Source organism: Asanoa hainanensis, from assembly GCF_900188485.1.
In the GTDB taxonomy this organism is placed as follows: Bacteria; Actinomycetota; Actinomycetes; order Mycobacteriales; family Micromonosporaceae; genus Asanoa; species Asanoa hainanensis.
The window spans coordinates 44,008-61,693 of the sequence record NZ_FZPH01000028.1; the positions used below are offsets into that span (position 1 = coordinate 44,008).

The following is a 17,686-nucleotide window of genomic DNA, read 5'->3' on the forward strand; positions in this document are numbered from 1 at the left end:
CCGCACCGGACAGCATCCTGGACCCCGCGTTGTCTGCACCTCAGCTGGGGATCCTCGCCGCGGAGACCTGGGCGCCGGATCCCGCCACCTACACCGTCGTCAGCCCGGTCGAGGTATCCGGGGTGCCGACGTGGGAGGAACTGCCGGAGGCAGCACGGGCCACCATCACCCGCCACGAGGTGTTCGCCTGGCAACCCGCCGTCAGCCCTGCCGGGGACATCATCGTCACCGTCGAAGACAGCGACGTCCTCGCCACGGAAAATGTGGATCTACGCGCGGCGGATCCGGAGCACGCCGGCACGACGATCCAGAAACGGCTCCGGCGGGAGCGACACCGCTACGTCCAGGTCCTCGAGCGGGCCGCGCGGCCGCACACCACCATCATCTTCTTTCGCCGCGGCCAGGACAGCGGGGTCTGCGCCCTCGTCACGCACCACCTTTTCGTCGACGAACACGCCGTCGATCTACTCTGGAACGAGATCTTCCGCCGGGCGGCCGGACAGCCGGTGCCGACCGGCCACGACCCGCGCTACAGATGCTGGGCACAGACGACCATCAGCGAACCTGCACGTGCGGCTGGCCGGCAGGCCACGCTGGAGGCCGCCACCGCGTTACGGGACGCCACCCTGACGAGCACCGGCACCAGCACCGTGCGCAGAGCGGAGCCGACAGCTCTGCTCAGATTCGCCATCCCACCCGAGGTGACCGACGGCTGCGCCCGCCAGGCCCGCATCGCGCGGGTTCCCGTCGCGGCCGTGTACGGCGCCGCCTTCGGCGACGTCCTTCGCGACCATTTCGGCAGCCCGGCTGTGACCGTCGCGGTTCCCGTCTCACGCCGCGCGGACCTCGCTGACCACGACGTCGTCGGATGCTACGTCAACACGGTGTGGGTGCCGGCCCGCCCCGCGGCCGGCACAGTCGAGACCATCCGCCGCTGGCAGCACGACCTGGAGTTCGCGGCCGCGCGATCCCACGCCGACATCGCCCAGCTCCGCCCGCTCCTCGGTGGCGAGCCCCACGCCATGCTGTCCTTCGAGTCCCGTGCTGGGCACCGCGCCACCGGTTCCGTCCGGTGGCGTCAGCTTCCTCCTCCGGACAGCCCGGCCAAGGCTGGCCTCGCCTGCTTCCTGGCGCCAGGGACCCGCCAAACGCCCGGCGACGGGCGGCTGCTGTGGCGCGACGGAGTTCTCGACGACGCGGCGGCAGGTTGCATGACCCGCTCGTTCCTCGAAACGCTCGCCCGGTACGCCGGGCTCGCCACGGATCAGGAGCACAGATGAGCGATGACGTCCGCGCAGCCGGCAGCCAACCTCCGTCGGCAGCCGAACCCGAGACCGCGACCTGTTCCGGTGCCGCCGCGGCGGCGCCGGGACCTGCCCTGACCGCCGAACAGATCGCCGCGTTGTGTACGGGCATCGCGGGAACCCCGATCGGCGCCGACGACGACATACTCCTGGCCGGTCTGAGCAGCCTCGACCTGGTCCGGCTCACCGGGGCAGTCCAGCAGGCCGTCGGTGCGCGACTCACCGCTCTGGACGTCCTCGACCATCCCACCCCGCGCGCACTCGCGACACTCCTACACACCCGACCACAGACCGCCGGCCATGGCTGACACGACGGCCCCCAGCTCACCGGTGCGCGTGACCGGCGTGTTCGCCGCCACCGGTGGTGAGCCGTTCCTGCCGGCGCATCCCGCTCAACGCGGCCTGCTGCTGTCCCGGGCCGCCGGCGGTGAGGGCATCAACTGTGCCTACGCGTACACCGTCACTGGCGCCCTCGATAGCGACCGTCTCTGCGCGGCCTACCGGAAGACGTTGGCGACCTACGACGCCCTGTACCTGACCTGGCACCCCCGCCACGGCTGGGCACGGGGCACAACACCGCGTGTTGAGGTGCGCTACGTGGACGCGCGAGCCACCCCCGACGCCAACGAATGGTTGCGGGATCAAGTCGACCGTCACCGGCGACGCCGCTTCGATCCTGCCGCAGGCCCCCTCGCGGCCGTGGAGGTCTTGCGACTGAACGACGACAGATGGGCAGTCGTCGAGATAATCGATCACATCGTCGCCGACGGCCAGTCGATGGCCCTGCTGCACCGAGCGGTCGCCACACGGTACCGGCACGACGAGACGGCGACACCGCCCGAGCTGCGGCAGCCGCCGGCCTACTCGGCGGCGCTGTCCGCCGCAACCGATGCCGACGAACACACCCGTTCGTACTGGGCACGCCAGTTCGAGGGGTTCACCCCCACCAGCGGCGCCGCCGATGGCAGCGATGCCCAGGTCTGGCGCACGACCCTCGACAGCATCACGCTTGGCGACATCGATCGTGGCGCTGCCCGGGCGCGCGCGACCCGGGCGGGTGTCCTTCTGGCCGCCCACGCCCACGCACTCGCCCGGTACCAGGGCCGTGGAGACGTCACCACCTTCGTCGCGATCGACACCAGAACTGCGAATCAGCTGGACATGTTCGGCCAGATGACGACCGTGGTGCCGGTGCGGATCCAGCACGACTGGGCAGACACGCTCGGCGTTCACGTCGGCCGGGTAACCCGATGCCTGCTGGAACTGCGTGAGCACGCCGCAGTCGACGCCACGCTGTTGGACGAGCTGGGCGCACCCGCCGCCCTCACCACGCCCGACGCCGCGGTGCTCGTCGTGCAGCGACGCGACGACCCCGCCATCGCCGATAACGACGCCACGGCCCGGCGCATCGACCTGCCGAGCACCGACCAGGCCGGCGGCCTCATCACCATGGCGACACAAAACCCGGACGGGCGTCTGGACCTCGTCGTCCGCGCCCCGGCGGGCAGTTCCTTCGCCAAACACCTGCCCGCGCTCGGCGCCACGATAGGTGCCTTTCTTTGTGCCTTCGTCGACGCGCCCGCGACACCGCTGCATAGCGACACCCTCTTACCCGCCGACGCGCGGGCAGCCGTCGAGCGGACCGCGACCCCGCGCCGGCCCTACCCGTTCCGCGCCGTCGAGGCCGCCGCGATGGCAACCTTGCTGGAACACCCCGAAATCGTCGTGGTCGAGGACGGCGGGCTGACCTACACCGCGAGGCAGCTGCACCGGAGCGCCGAGGAGATGATCCAGGCGCTGCGGTCCGTCGCCAAGCCCGGCGACTGCGTCAGCGTGGGCGGCCTACCCTTGATCGACCGTATCGCCGCCTTCCTCGCGACGCTGACCGTGAACGCGGTCTACGTGCCGTTCGACGACTCGACCGGCACCGATCCGGCACCGATGGAACGGCGATGCCGGGCCGTCGCCCGCATCACCGCCACCGGTGTCGACCGTCTCCGCGTATCACCCGGTCATGCTCGGCCGCCAGCCGGGCCGGATAGCCCTGCCTACATCATCTTCACGTCCGGCACAACCGGAACCCCCAAGGGCGTTGTGGTCAGCCGGGCCGCGTTATCGAACCTGATCCAAGGAGAGGCGCAGCGATTCGAGATCTCCGCCGGCAGCAGAGTCCTGCTGATCGCACCCCCGGTCGTCGACCCGTGGATCTGCCACGTGGCCGGCTCGTTGACGGCAGGAGCGACCCTCGTCCATGTCGATCCGGCGACAAGCGACCTGAGTTCCGCTCTGGTGAGCGCCCGAGTGACCCACGCCTTCCTGCCCGCACCCATGGTGCGCCTGCTCGCCGGTGCCGACGCGCCCGCCCTACAGATGCTCGCCTCGGCCGGGGACCATTGCCGAAGTGCGGACCTCGCCTCCGCGCCCGGCGCGCGGCATTTCAACATCTACGGCCCCACCGAGGCGACCGTCACCGCCGCCGTCGCCACCGTGACCGGCGGCGCAGAGCCGGTGCCGGTCGGCGCGCCCATCCGCGGGCTCGGCGCCCGGGTGCTCATCGACAACGCCGCTTCCGCACCGCCGGGCGTGTCCGGCCACCTGCTGCTCACCGGCGCTGGCGTCGCTCTTGGATACCTCGAGGACGCCGAGCTGACCCGCCAACGGTTCCGCGACGACCCTTGCTCGCCCGGCCGCCGCGGCTACCTCACCGGAGACGTGGCGCTGCTCGACCATGACGGGCAACTGGTGATCACTGGACGGACGGACCGGCAGGTCAAGATTCGCGGAACCCGCGTCGAGCTCGACGCCGTCGAGGCGGCAGCCCGGTCAACCCGGCTGTGCACCGACGCCTGCGCGACAACGACCGTACGGGACGCGGCGGCCGATCTGGAACTGATCCTGTTCGTCGCTGGCTGCCCGGATGCCGCACAGTTGGACCGGGCCCTACGCCGCGACCTGCCGCCGGCGGCGGTTCCGCACCGGCTCGTGCCGGTAACCGCCATCCCGCGGACCCCATCGGGACAGGTGGATCAGACGGCGTTGCCGCTCCCCGAGCCCGTGACCGCAGCCCGGCGCCCCGGGGAAACGGGCCCGCTCGCCACGGCGTGGACGGCCGTCCTGGGGACGCCGCCGGCCGACGACGACGACTTCTTCGCTGCCGGCGGGGACTCGCTGACCGTGCTGCGTCTGGTCCGCACCGCCCGCGACAGCGGGCTGACCGTGAGCCCGGCCGATGTGTATTCCCACCCTCGCTTCATCGACCTGCAGCAGCTGTGTAGCCCCGCACCGCGTGAGGCAACCATGCCCGCACCGGCCACCGTCATCGAGCTGAGCCCCACGCAACGATGGTTCTTCGCCCTACAGCTTGCCCAGCCGCACCGCTGGCAGCAGCGCCATCTCATCTCGTTCGATGTGCTGCCGCCGCGAACAACGCTGGAACAGGCGATGTCCGCGCTGATCGGCGCGACACCGGTTCTGCGCGCGGTCTTCGACACCCCGGACTCTCCCGCACATGCCGCGCACGTTGACTACGTCGCCGTCGAGGTCCTGGACAGCGATGCCACCGACCAGCGGCTGGAGGCGGCGATCTCGTCGCTGCACGACGCCGTCGACCACCGCGCCGCCCCGCTGCTGCGCGCCCTCGCCGTCCGCGACCAGCACGGTTCCGGGGTGCTCGTCCTGGCCGCGCATCACCTCGTCATTGACGTGTGGTCATGGCGGGTGCTGGAAGACCGGCTCCTTGCGCTGCTGTCCGGGGAACCGGCTCAACCCGACAACGGCTTCTCCGCGTTCACCGACGCCGTCCTGCGGCAGCACCGGGCAGGGGCGTTCACGCTCGATGCCGCCGAGTGGCGGCAGCGACTGGCAGCCGGCCGCACCGGACGAATGGACGCCCAGCCCCGGCGCGGCCACCGACTGACCGTCGAGCTCGGACCTGCCGACCGGATCCGCAGCCGCTGGCAACGCCCACCGTCTCGGGTGCTACCCGCCGCTCTTGGCCACGCGCTAGCCGTGACTGAAGGCCCGGGAGCCACCGTCGTCGACGTGGAACGCAACGGCCGCACCACCGTTGACGAGATGGATCTCAGCGCGGCCGTCGGCTGGTTCGGCCTCCACCACCCCATCGTCGTCGAACACGTCCCGCTGACCGAGTCCGCCGTCGACCGGATCAACGCCGGCCTTGAGGAGGCGCCCGACGCCGGGCTCAGCTACGGTGCGCTGCGCTGGTTACCGGCCGAGCACGACGATCTGCGGATCGGCCGGTTCGCTATGGATCTCCGTCTCGACGACGACGCGACGCAGCCACACAGCACACCGCTGATCCGCCGGCTCGCCGCCGTGCCCGCGTCCGCCGCAGGCGCCGGCAATCTTCTGCCCTACGAGGCGGCCATCACCTTCCGCCAGCAATACGCAGACATCCAGGCAGTCCTCGACTTCGACCCAGACCGTCTCCCGGACGCCCACGCCGCCGCGATACTCGACGCCCTAGCCGACGCGATTCGCCGCACGACGCCGGCCGCCGACACACCGGCACGCCTCCGCCCAGCGAGCACGATCCCGGCCAGCGCAATGCAACAGATGATGCTGCACCACGCCACCGGAGGCCCCGGCCGTTACCTGCCCCGGCAGCTGATCGCCGTCTCCGGCGTCGCGGACACCGCGGCATTCGTCGACCTGCTGGGCGACCTTTGCGCGCGCTTCGACCCCTTCCACCGGCGTTTCGACACCGACGGCCGCACCATCGTCCAGCGGTGGTTGCCAGACGGCGCCCCCGCGATCAGCCTCGCTCCTGGCGGCCGTCCCGCAGCCCTGCAATGGGTCGACGGCCCCGACACCGTCAGCGCCGCCGACGCCGTGACCGGGTCGCCGCTGGTCGACATCACGCTCTTCTCCCAGGACGACACACTTCTGCTCGGCATGCAGACTCACCACGCCCTGATGGACGGAGCCAGCAACCGCGCCTTCCTGCACCTGCTCGACGCCCTGGCCGCACACCTCGACGGGGGGCCCGCGCCGCACCTACCGTCATCCGCGCGGATGCGCCGGCTGCTGTGCAAGCACGTCGCCGCAGAGACGGCGAACATCAGCGTCCCGATCAGCCACGGGCCACCACCACCTCCAACTGCCGGGGCAGGCCCGGTCCTGCTCGACGTGGAGGTCTCAGCAGCCACGATGAGTCAGCTACGCGGCTGGGCCCGGGACCGCCGCGTCGACACGAAAGCCGCTCTGGCATCCGTCGTCGCCCACGCCGGCCGTGACACCGTCGGCGCACGCACGCTGCACGTGGTGACCAGCGGCCGCGACCCCGACATCCCCGGCTCGGACGCGGCCCTGGGCATGCTTTGGTACCTGCACCCCTTAGGCATCGACGGCGACCGGGACTCCATCGCCCACTCCGTCCACCAAGGCTCGCCCGCACTACCCGCAGCCCGCGCAGCGGCCGCAGGATGGCCTGGCTGGAACACCCCTGCGATCAGCTTCAACTACCTCAAGCAGCACCCGCCTGAAGAACGCAGCAGGATCCGGCAACTGGCGTACCGCGACGTGTTCCATTTTCCCGTCCAAGTTGAGGCCACCGTGCGCGCGGACGACAGCGCCCGGATCCGCTGCACCACCCTCGGCGATCGCGATCAGGACGCGGTACACCGGCTCGCTCGGCGGCTAATGGAACGACTGGACGGCGGGGAGATCGTGCCGGCGCAACCCCACCCGCCGGGACGGCCCGGGACAGAAGGCCGGCATGCGACGCCCTAACCGCCGCGAGACCGCCGACCACATCGCGACGCTTGTGACGTCGGCCCTCGTGCCAGTAGGTCTGCTGACACCTGCCTGGTGGCTGCTGAGCTTGCTGGCTGCCGACCTACTGACCGAGGCATGCCGCGACAGTCTGGGTGCCTCCAACCGCGCGGTGCAGAACCGGAGCGCCGTCGCTAGGGCGGGCCTTCGCGGCGTCGCTGCGCTAGCCGGGCTCGCCGCCGTCCAGAGCCGGGCGTTGCCGGTGATCGCCGGTTTCGCGGTGCTGGTCTGCTCCCAACTCGGCGCTGTCGGGCTATCGCTTCTGCGGCGGCAGCTCGCGCAGCACCGAACTTTGCCATTCATCACCCGCAACATCGACCTGGCCGAGCTTCGTATCCCTGCCCCACCTGGCCAGTTGTTGCGACTCATCGACCCCGGCGTGGAAAGATTCGGGACCAGCGCGATAGCGGTCGCGGTCGCCGCGACCGCCGCCACCGACCGGCCGGCGGTCGCAATATCCACTGCAGTAACGGTCCTGACAGGTGAGACTGCATGTGCTGTCGCCCTGTCGGCTCACGTGCGCCGCAACAAGCATCTGGCGAACCGACGATCCGTGATCGACGTCATCCGGCGCCAGGTGGAGAGCTTCCAGCCACGACTGATGCTGTACGCACTCAGCCATCCGACCGACCGCATCCACGTCGCGATGTGGCTGCCCGTATTCGAGCGGCTGCCAATGCCGACCATCATCGTGATGAGAGATCGCGAGATCTCCTACCTGATCGAGGAGGACTCCTTCGAACTCAACCCGCCGTCCTGCCCGCTTCTCGTCGGTGCGTCGTTCGGCGACCTGAGAGCCGTCATGCCACAGGATGTGGCCATCACATTCTTCCCCAGCGGCCTGATGGACAACTATCTCGTTGCAGCGCACCTACCCTCGTCACGGCTTGTCCTGTTGAACCACGGGGACAGTGACAAGAACAGCAGCGCCAGTCGCGCTGACCTCCTGTACGACCAGGTATGGGTGGCCGGTCGGATCGGGCGGGAGCGCTATCTGCGCGCCCCTTTTCATCTCGACGAGGACCGCATCGTGGAGATCGGCCGCCCACAGCTCGCCGGGTTGTCCGCCACAACACGGCGCAATTGGAACACGCCGTTCGGCATGACCGTACTATATGCGCCGACGTGGGAGGCGTGGAACGCCGACAACAACTACTCGTCGCTAGCAGAACGTGGCACCGCCATAATCGATGCGCTTCTGGCGCACCCAACAGAGCTGCGAGTGTGGTTCAAACCTCACCCGAAGACGGGATTTTTCTCCGAACAGGCACGCCGGGCGCGAGACGACATCTCCCAGCGCCTAGAGGCGGCGAACGCGTCGGCTCCACCTTCTGCCGCACCCGAGCAACCGCACCGCACCATTACTGACTCCCAGCGGATGCTCCACGAATACTTTGATGAAGTGGACCTTCTCATTACCGACGTCTCCGGAGTAGCGTCCGACTTCGTTGCCACCCAGCGGCCATTTGCTATGGTCAACATGACTTCGCATACAAACGACGAGTTCAGGCATAATTTCCCGGTGGCGGCGGGCGCCTACATCATCGGCCGAACCGCGAATGACGTCGGCGACTTCATCGACGCATGTATGCGGTCGTACCCCGACGATCCCCTCGCCGACGCCCGTAGAGATCTGGCTAATAGTCTTCTCGGGTCGGACTATCAAGACTCATTCCCACGATTCGAACTGGCAGCTAACGACCTCCTGAACTCCGGCCGGATGGGGCTGCGGGACCACCCGGCCCACGAAGGCGGCTAGCTAGGGCCTGGCGCAGATGGTCGACCAACTGCTGTCAGCGGCTGACGAGGCACAGACCGCAACTTGCACCGTACTGCTGACGGCTTGGGCGACCGCAGTACCGGCCCCCGCCCACGACAACACCGACCCGGACGTAAAGATCATGTAAGCCGGATCATGCGGCCCGGTCTCCGCGCAAGACCGCGCGGCGAATGCGAAAGCGATTCCGGTGGTGATGCACCTCTACCGGGGGGCCCGTGCGAGCAGACCGATGCTCCCTGCTCACGTTTCCGCTAACGACAATTCGCTGCAGTTGCCCCGGGGCTACGGCCTTCGCGACAGCGCCGAAGGGAAGACGCTCATGAGGACGGGCCGCACCTTCCGCGCCGCGCTGCGGTCACTCCCGCGCACCGTGCCACAGGGAGTAGCTCGATGAGCCAGGATCCGTTTGGCGCCCGGTTTGTCGCAGGCTACGACGAGCCTCCCATCGAGGCCTGCGTGCGGACTCGGCTGATCATGACGATGCTTGGCCCGCAGCCCGACCCTGACCGGCAGCACACGAGCCCCCGGCTGATCGAGTTCGACTTCGACCCGGCCAAGCAGGACCCCATCGTGGGGTGGCAGGTGGTCACCACCAGCGAAGCCTGCCTCCGCTGCCTGCGCCCGGTCGAAGCCGGCGAGCACATGGCCATCACCGTCCGCGGGCGGAAGCTGTGCACCGACTGCGCCACCTGAACCCGCACGTTCGGGCCCCCGGATGGCAAGCTGCCGACCCCCGAAAGGTCACCCGTCACGACGGCGGCCCTCACCGACCAAGGCCAGCCAACCGCGACGCTGGCAGCAAGACCAAGACCAAGTGACTGCGATTACCGGCGCATCGACGGGGCCTACAGCGTAACCGCTAACGGTTTGCCGCGAGAATTGCGCGGGCCCGTGCCGTTGTCCAGAGATCAGGGCAACCCGAGAAGCGCCCCGGTCCAGTGAGCGAAGGAGCCCCGCTGGTGATCGCCAAGGAAGGGTTGCCAACAGCCCCGGCCGCGTACGACGCGGACCACTTCGCGTGCGGCGGCCACGCCAGCGGTGAGCCAGCACACTCGCTCTGCCGGGCCGGCAGGCTAGCGTGCGGATCTCTACCCCACGTGTAGCACGTGACGCCTGGCCTGTTGTATGGAACCGCAGACCATCAGGAGGACACTCGATGAAGCTCGTACTGCCCGCCACCGTCCCGATATGGCAGTGGATTTTCGGTGCCGTTCTGGGGCTGCTGCTGATGACCGTCGGCTTCTGGGCCCTGCGGAAGGCCGCACGTAATCGCACGGAAGCGCGGCGGTTGCGTGATCAGCTGCGCGAACTGCAGAGGAGCAGGCCCGGCTCTGCTGACGAACAGGCCAAGGCTGCGGAGGCCCGTTCGAACGCCCGCACGGCCGATCGACTGGTAAAATTTGCCGCTACCGTCTGCATCCTGCTCTACATTGGGCTTTTCGCATCGAGCTTCCAGGCGATCGCCGGCTTCGCTGAGGACTTCCTCGGCCGTCACGGCGTCATGGTGCCGGCCACGCCGCTCACCCTCGACGGCGTCGTCATCGGTGCGCTGCTGTTGTCGCTCGCCTTCGTTGCCAAGCGAAAGAGCCCGGCCAAAGCCCACATGCTCATCTGGGGCATGACGATCTTTTCCGCCTTCTGCGGCTTCCAGTACGGCGAGGGTGGCGCCGACGGCTCGATGGCGGCAGGTCTGTACTACGCCGTGATGAGCATCGTCGGGATGTTCATGTTCCACATGGTCCTCGAGCTGTTCATGCCCGACGGTGACTTCGTCAAGTCGAAGTACCCATCGATGGGCTGGCGTTGGTTCACACACTGGTCGACGATCCCGGTGATGCTGTGCTGGATCAACCACCCGCCGCGGCGCCGCGAAGAGGGCCAGCGGCCCAGCGTCCGCGAGGCGATCGACCACTGGCAGCACGTCAAGACCATCAGGGTCCGGGCACGAGCCGCCGCGGCCGCGGCGGTGCATGCCCGCAATCTGGAGGATGCCCGCCGCCAGGGCGAGCTCACCGCCATCCGCCGCGAGATGGAAGAGGCCGCAGCCAGGGCATCCGCACCGGCCCAGAAGCCCGCTGCCGGCTTCACCGCCGCCCGGAGCATCCACGCGGCAAGCCGGCCGACTGTTGGCGCCCTCGACACCGCCGCGCGGCCGGCGTCGGTCACCGCCTCGGTGCCCGAGGCGCCAGAGGCCGAGACGGCCCAACAGGTGAAGGTGCCGTCAACGGCGGAGGCGTGCGCTACCTGGATGGACCAGTGGGTCAGGCTCGCCGCCGCCTACCCCCAGTTCGCTGACGGCAGCCGCGGCATCAAGAATGAGGACGCGCAGAGCTCCGCCGGCTGTAGCGACCGACAGGCTCGCTTCGTCCGCGACGCAGCCCGCTCCGGACAGCTGCGCGCCAGGGCCGCCGAAGTCGGCGTGCCGGTGCCCGACGCCTACCAGGACCGGCCGGAGAACGATCGGAGGATGACTGCAGTCGCATCGTGACTTAGGCGAGCCACCAGCGCGATGGGGGAATCTTCCCTCGGCCCCGTCGTCGTGTCCGGTCCAGGACGGCACTCGCCATACCACGCGGCGTACAGTCCGCGGTCATGATTGGCGAAACTCCTGGTGGTGCGTGAGTCCGCACGGCGCCCTCCCCTACAAAGCCGCCGAGGGTGCGATGGAGGTGCGGCGGCAAGACGGCCGCCGGCCGCGGCCCGATAGGCGCTGCTGATGACCGAACTCGACGGGCCAGCACCCCCTTGGCGGCGTCGCCAGCGGCCGGCACAAGTTGGCGATGAGCTGGGTCATCTCCGTGGGCCCCGGTAACGCCCGGGTGTCGATGGCCAAGCCGACGCGCCCTAGCTTCGGCGTGGCGGCGGCGAGCCGTTGCGCGTCGTCCCGAGTCTTGGCCCCCAATTCGCCCTCGCAGCCCGAATATCCGGCGTACGGGTCCCACGACGAGCCGCCGGGCCGTACGGATGACCCGGCGATGACGGCGGCGATCGCCTCCGGCTGTGGCCGAGGTGCACTGCCGGGCGCGCGTGGCCGGCTTGCCGCAGTCGGCCGAGGCCCTCACAGTTGACCAAGGTGGACCACAGGATCGAGTTCGGCGCGAGCGCGCCTAGCGGCTGGCGGTCGATCACCTGGTAGTTGTGCGCCGGAACCCGCTCTTTATGTCGCGTGAGATGCGCGAACCCGCTCAGGGCCCCGGTCAGCGCCGCGGTACGGTGTCCTTTCCGACCGCGGACGGCCCATAGAGGACACTCCCCTATTTCGCGAACTCTCGCCAACGCGGGCGTCCGCCGGCACCCATGCCGGGTCAACTCGGCCGAGAACGTGGCTGCGCTTCCGAGTCGGCTGCCGAAGCTAAGCCTGGCCGCACCAACGGAGTCGCCAGAGGCGGAGAAGGTCCCCCCGATACGAGTGGCGATAAGGCCCACGCCGGGATCGTGACCTTGGGCGGCAGCTTCCGTACGGTCACTCGGACGGGTTTTCCAAGGAAATACAGCGACACGCCGATCCTTAAACCTAGGAATGTGTCGCCGGCGGGTAGAGGATCTTCACCATGCCACGACCAGCAGGACGCCGCGTGCGTCGCCATTCCGATCCCGGAAAGCTGGCGACGCTGTACGCCGAGGTTGACCCCAGCGCCAAGGAGTTCTTCAGCAAGATCGCTGTGGCACTCAACTGCAGCCTCGCCGAGGCTGTGGAGCGCGTTGTTCAGCGTCTGGAGCCGCCAGGCACTGACCCAGAGGCGTTGCCCGAGTGGGTCCAGCAGGAAGTGGCCCGTACCCAGCTTCCCAGCGGGGAGGGTTCAGCGGGCGGCCGCCTGGCGGCTGCCTGATCAGGACACTCGAACGCTCGGTAGAGCGAGCCTGGAAGGAGTGTGTCTCCTACAAGTTCATAAAAGACAACGACGGCCCCTGGTTCTGAGCTTGCCGGCTTTTCCAGGAACCGCCGTTCATCCCTAACCGAAGGATCAGCATGCGCCGACCTCCGGGCGGGACCACATGTCTTTGTGGCGACCCGCTCTCACTGTAACGGAGGCGGCCGACAGTTTCGACGGGCAGGGCACGTTTTTCCCGCGTGTCCTGGCTCAGGGTGCCCTTTCGCGTGACAAGACGACCGATTTGTCACACGAAGAGCATATCGCGACTGTGGCCGCCCCCGACACCAGACACCCGGAAACGGGCTGGACCAAACCGTCCGGGCGCCGCACCGGGCGCGCCCGTGTCCACCGACTCTCCCACGCTGTTACGCGCCGGCACCCCGCTGGAGAGCAACGTGAGTGCGAGCCGTGCGCCATCGCCGGCCGCCACAAGATGGGTGTCACCCGGGCGCCCGGTCTGGTCGCCTGCCTGCGCTGCTGGGAGACCCACGATCGCGCCGGCGTGCGTCCCGGCGAGCACAACCCGCACGACGTCGACGCCTGCCGGCTCTGCCGCCCGTCCGCCGAGCCGGAGGACGCGGCCGCGGAGGCGCCGATTCTCGGCTCGCTGCTGCCGTACAACCCCGTCGACCGTCCACTATCGGCGAGCCGCCCGGCTCTGAGCAATCCGTGGCAGGTCGTCGAGATCGCTCAGCAGCTCGCCGACGAGCACGCGGCCTCTGGCCGCCCCGTGCGCTACGGGCACGACTTCGGGCGCGTAGAAGTTGCTGTGGCTGAGGTCTACGCGGGTCTCACGGCCTCGTATGGCCCCGTGGTGCGCCCGTCGGTGCATGAGGTGTACACACGGGTCGGCTGCAGCGAGCGGCGCGCTCAGTACGCCCTGCGGGCGCTGCAGCGGGCGGGGCTGCTCTACCAGCACGCGGACGGTTGCATGGTGCGCGAGAAGAACGGCGCCATGCAGCGCCTGGCCGCGGAGTACGAGTTGCGTGTCCCAGTTGCTTACCTGGACCGAGGACACGCCATGGACGAGGTGGAGGACCACGTCGATCGAGAGCAGCTCGACGCCTACCTGGTGGCCACCCAGAGCGCCCGCGAGATGATGGCAACGCAGCCCGAGGAAGGCCCGCCCGCCGCGCCTGTGGATGATCTCTGCACCCCACTTATGGGTTTGGTTTCTACTGAGGAGAGTGGATCTTCATCCCGTAGGAAGACCCCCCAAAAGAGGGATTCTTCTCAAAAAACCCTCGTCGACGGGCGAGCTGGGGCACTCCCCCTACGGCATCCTAGGACGCGAAGGGGTTATGCGCTTGCTCGCAGGTTGCTCGAGCGAGCGCCGCGCTGGCAGGTTGTACCCCTCCCCTACCTCGCCGGTGCACTTCAGCCCTTGGCCGAGCGCGGCTGGACCGCGTTCCTGGTCGACCGGGCCGCCGAGACATACGGGCCGGTCACCTCGAGCTCGGGTCTCTCTCGCGTCCTGCAGGCCGTCGTCGCCTACGTAGTCGGTGAGGAGTATCGCCGGCAGGCCCAGGTGTCTCGCATGGCCGCCCGCATTGTCGATGCGGCTCTAGCGGCGCAGCGCGGGCCGGCGGTGTGGAGCGACACCAGCAGCGCGGCCAAGGCCGCCCACGACATCGCGGCCGCGGCTCGGGCGCGCCGCCCAGGGAAGACCGCACCCGCAGGGTGGGATCGGCTTGTGGAGCTGACGGATTCTCCCGCCGTCGCCGCTCCAGCCCTCGTCGCTGCGGAGACCGCCGGAACGGCCGACCGCAGTGCGCGGATCCTGGCCTTGGCCCGGCGCCGGGCCGCAACGGAGCGAGTTCGCCGCGCCGCAGACCAACTGCCCACGCCGCCTGAGACCGCGTCCTGAATAGCAGGCGGGGCACCGCCCGTCTGGCGCGATGCCCCGCCTCACTCCCCTGCTCTGCTGCGCCTCGCCTTTGCCCGTCACGCTCCCGGTACGCGGCCCCCGGGTAGCCGCCCCGGACGCTCCGCGAAGGGATCGCCGTCGTTGTACTCCTTCTCGAGATCAGTCGTGTACCGGCGAATGGCCTCTTCAACCCAACTGGCCCAGGTCAGGTGGGCCACCTCGGGAATTGCCCGGGTTGCCCAAAACGCGTTCTGGGCTCGTGAGTGGACCGCCCCGTCGACGCGGGTTCCAAGCGCCTTAGACGCGGCCGCCGACTCTGCGCCGATTGCCTCGTTGTCAGCCACGAGCCACCCTTCGCTTACGCATCTCCTTGACCACCTCCCGGAACGCCGTGTCCGCTGGCCCACCCGGGTCATAGACGCACATCGGCTCGCCGTAGCCCGGCGCCTCTGGCACCCGGACGCTGCGCGGCACCACCGTGTCGAGCAGCGCCTCGGGATACTTCTCCCCCAGCCGCTGCCGCGTCTGGGTGGCGATGGACTCGCGCCGGTCGTAGTCGGTGATCAAAATGAAGTCGATCTTCAGGTTGGGCAGCTTGAAGGCCACGCCGGTCTTCTTGATCGTGGTGTCCAGCCGCTGCAGCCCCTTGAGCTCGAGCGTGCCTGGGCTGACCGGCACCATCACCTCGTCCGACGCGACCAGGCCGTTGATCGTGGCGATGCCCAACGAACCGGGACAGTCGATCAGGATCCGCCGATAGCGTCGCCGCAGCCGGTCGACGTGCGTCGCCAGGATGGTGTGCGCGGTCAACTCGCCGGCGAGCGTGGCGTCCAAGCGATGCATCTCCGGGTGGCCCGGGATGACGTCGACGCCGTACTTCGTGCGCTTGACGGCGTCGAGCGGGTCAAGGTCCTCATCGAGCATCAGCGCGATGATGCCGTGTTCCCTGGGGTTCGGAGTGCGTACCTTGGGATCCATGTTCGGCACCACGCCGAGACTCTCGGTCACATCACACTGGTCGTCCAGATCGATGACCAGAGTGTCGCCTTCCAACTCGGACGGTTGAATGCCGAGATCCTCCGCACGGTCCGCTGCCTCGGAAGCGGCGCAGTTTCCCGCTGCGGTGCTCTTCCCGGTGCCGCCTTTCTGGTTGGCATAGGTCGTGGCGATGCCGGCGGCGTCGCCGGCGTTGGTCTGCGCGGGGTTCACTGGCCGGTCTCCGATCTGGAGGAAGAGGGGGTCGGAGCCGCGAGGAGCTGGGTCATCTCCCACGGGGTCGGTTCGTATTCGGCCTCGTCCTGGAGCCGCCGCAGATGCGCGACCTCGCGCTCGCTCCACTCGAGACTCTTGGCGACGTGCATCTCGTCCAGGGCGAGGTCGAGCGCATACGCGAAGTGGGTCCGCAGCCGTAGGTCGCCGGCGGCCGACATGTGCGCGACGTAGTCACCGTCGGACAGATCCGCAGGGCCGATGTTGTTGGCGCGGAGCCACTCGGCCGCCAACCGAGCCGCCCCCGCGTGCCCGTTGTGATCCGGTGACAGCATCCGCGACACCAGCCGGTTGAGCACCTGATCACGTGCTGGAACGCTGGCCGCCAGCCGCCGGCAGGCTGCCGCGCGCGCCTGGGCGGCAGCTCGCCGCTCGACCGCGTTGACGTCGACGTTCCGCGCCCGGGGAACCCGACCCGCCGCAGCGGTGATACCGCCGGCATCACCGGGCGTGACCACGGGGTGCGCATTGGCGTCCGTCGCCTCCGAGCGCTGGCGGGGGTCGGCGCCGGGAGCATCAGCGGGCGCGGCGCCGTCGCCGCCAGGCTCAGCTAAGGACAGGTCGCCGGCAGGTTCAGGCAAGGACAGCCGGAAGTAGTAGGTATCGCCGTTGCTCGTAATCTGCGCTGCTAGATCACCGGCCGCCTTGGCCGCGTCGACCTCGGACATGACATCGAGTCGGTGTAGGGATACCTCTGAGCCGAACCGTTCGACGGGGTCGTCCAGCACGGTGATACCGGCTGCATGAGCCTTAGCGCGGGCATCAGCGACCCGCTGCTCCTGAGCCGCTGTCCGTTTGACCCGGTCGAGGATCTCCCGGCGCTGGGCTAGGTTCTTCTCCTCGTCGTCTCCGGCGACGGCAAGCATCTCAGCGAGCGCGGCCGCGACGCGCTCTGGTCCCAGCTGACCCAGACCGTTTGCGATCTCAGAGTTGATCTTCCGCGCGTGCAGGGCCTGCTGCACATCCTCGGGAAGGTCCAGCAGACGTAGGCGCCGCGACACGTGCGCCTGGCTCTTCTTGACGACCTGAGCCACTTTGCGCTGCGACTTGTACTCGAGCATCAACAGGTGGTACTGCTCGGCTTCCTCGATCTCGCTGAGGTCAAGTCGGTGGATGTTCTCCAAGATCCGGTCTTTGATGATGTCCGTGGCCGAGATGTCACGGTCTTCGACGATCGCTGGGTACGTCTCCCGACCCGCGGCCTTGCTTCCGGCCCAGCGTCGCGCACCCCACACGATGACGTAGTCGGCCTTTGGATTATGGAGCTCGCTGACGTCACCTCCGGTCCGAACGTACGTCGCCACCGGGATCACTTGGCCCGGCGACTTGACTCCGTCCTGCCGGATGCTCTCCACGAAGTCGTCGTCGACCTCGAGTCGGCTTACCGAGTTGCCGGGGTGCGGGGAGACCGCGTCGATCGGAAGGTCCTGCACCACCTTGCCAGGTGCCGTTGTCGGCGCCTCGTCGATGACGTTCTGCATCGCCGCAAGCTGATCACCGGCGTCCGCGAGAGCGGACGGAGCGAGGCCGCGGCGCCTACCGCCGGATGCCATACGTGGGGTCCTTTCACGGGCTCTTCGTGATGATGAAACGGCGTCGGCCAGGCCTCCCCGACCGTCCAGCTAGCGAACCTAGTTTTGCTAGCAGAGGCATCGTATCCACAAAAGACGGCGAAACTCGCGCCGACCCGCGCGGATTGCGCTGCCGATCCCCGCGTGCTGATACCGACGGAATCACCTCGCGCCGCCGACCCAGCTCGGGAGCGCGCGCGGCCCGCGGGCCAGGCGATGCGCGACCT

10 protein-coding genes are annotated in these 17,686 nt (G+C 68.8%); 8 read left to right on the forward strand and 2 right to left on the reverse strand.

What is annotated here, in order from left to right; all coding sequences use genetic code 11:
• Positions 1 to 29: 29 nt before the first annotated feature.
• From CHC05_RS41115 to CHC05_RS38330, 8 genes are all read left to right on the forward strand, one after another.
• Positions 30 to 1,280 carry a condensation domain-containing protein gene (locus tag CHC05_RS41115; RefSeq protein ID WP_179266572.1) on the forward strand — a complete coding sequence of 417 codons (1,251 nt, stop codon included), beginning with the start codon at positions 30 to 32 and terminating at the stop codon, positions 1,278 to 1,280.
• Entirely contained in the window at positions 1,277 to 1,612 is a 336-nt protein-coding gene (locus CHC05_RS41120; protein ID WP_144022972.1) for an acyl carrier protein, read from the forward strand. The genes CHC05_RS41115 and CHC05_RS41120 overlap by 4 nt, the downstream gene beginning before the upstream one ends.
• Positions 1,605 to 7,055 (forward strand): condensation domain-containing protein, encoded by a 5,451-nt coding sequence (locus CHC05_RS38305; RefSeq protein ID WP_089255563.1) that lies wholly within the window; start codon positions 1,605 to 1,607, stop codon positions 7,053 to 7,055. Before CHC05_RS41120 ends, CHC05_RS38305 begins: the two co-directional genes overlap by 8 nt.
• The gene (locus CHC05_RS38310; protein ID WP_089255564.1) at positions 7,042 to 8,856 is read left to right on the forward strand and encodes a CDP-glycerol glycerophosphotransferase family protein; all 1,815 of its coding nucleotides are present in this window, start codon (positions 7,042 to 7,044) and stop codon (positions 8,854 to 8,856) included. Before CHC05_RS38305 ends, CHC05_RS38310 begins: the two co-directional genes overlap by 14 nt.
• A 411-nt stretch (positions 8,857 to 9,267) precedes the next feature.
• The gene (locus CHC05_RS38315; RefSeq protein WP_089255565.1) at positions 9,268 to 9,570 is read left to right on the forward strand and encodes a hypothetical protein; all 303 of its coding nucleotides are present in this window, start codon (positions 9,268 to 9,270) and stop codon (positions 9,568 to 9,570) included.
• A 463-nt stretch (positions 9,571 to 10,033) separates the two neighbouring features.
• Positions 10,034 to 11,365, forward strand: a complete 1,332-nt coding sequence (locus CHC05_RS38320) for a DUF2637 domain-containing protein (protein ID WP_089255566.1) — start codon at positions 10,034 to 10,036, stop codon at positions 11,363 to 11,365.
• Positions 11,366 to 12,452: 1,087 nt separating this feature from the next.
• Positions 12,453 to 12,707 (forward strand): hypothetical protein, encoded by a 255-nt coding sequence (locus tag CHC05_RS38325; RefSeq protein ID WP_089255567.1) that lies wholly within the window; start codon positions 12,453 to 12,455, stop codon positions 12,705 to 12,707.
• A 478-nt stretch (positions 12,708 to 13,185) separates the two neighbouring features.
• A complete protein-coding gene (locus CHC05_RS38330; protein ID WP_089255568.1) occupies positions 13,186 to 14,619 on the forward strand; it encodes a hypothetical protein in 1,434 nt (477 codons plus the stop codon).
• Between the two features lie 336 nt (positions 14,620 to 14,955).
• Here the strand turns inward: CHC05_RS38330 and CHC05_RS38335 are convergent, their stop codons facing one another.
• Positions 14,956 to 15,828: a ParA family protein gene (locus tag CHC05_RS38335; RefSeq protein WP_179266573.1), complete on the reverse strand. Its 873-nt coding sequence runs from the start codon at positions 15,826 to 15,828 to the stop codon at positions 14,956 to 14,958.
• Entirely contained in the window at positions 15,825 to 17,369 is a 1,545-nt protein-coding gene (locus CHC05_RS38340) for a ParB/RepB/Spo0J family partition protein (protein WP_179266574.1), read from the reverse strand. The genes CHC05_RS38335 and CHC05_RS38340 overlap by 4 nt, the downstream gene beginning before the upstream one ends.
• Between the last annotated feature and the right edge of the window lie 317 nt (positions 17,370 to 17,686).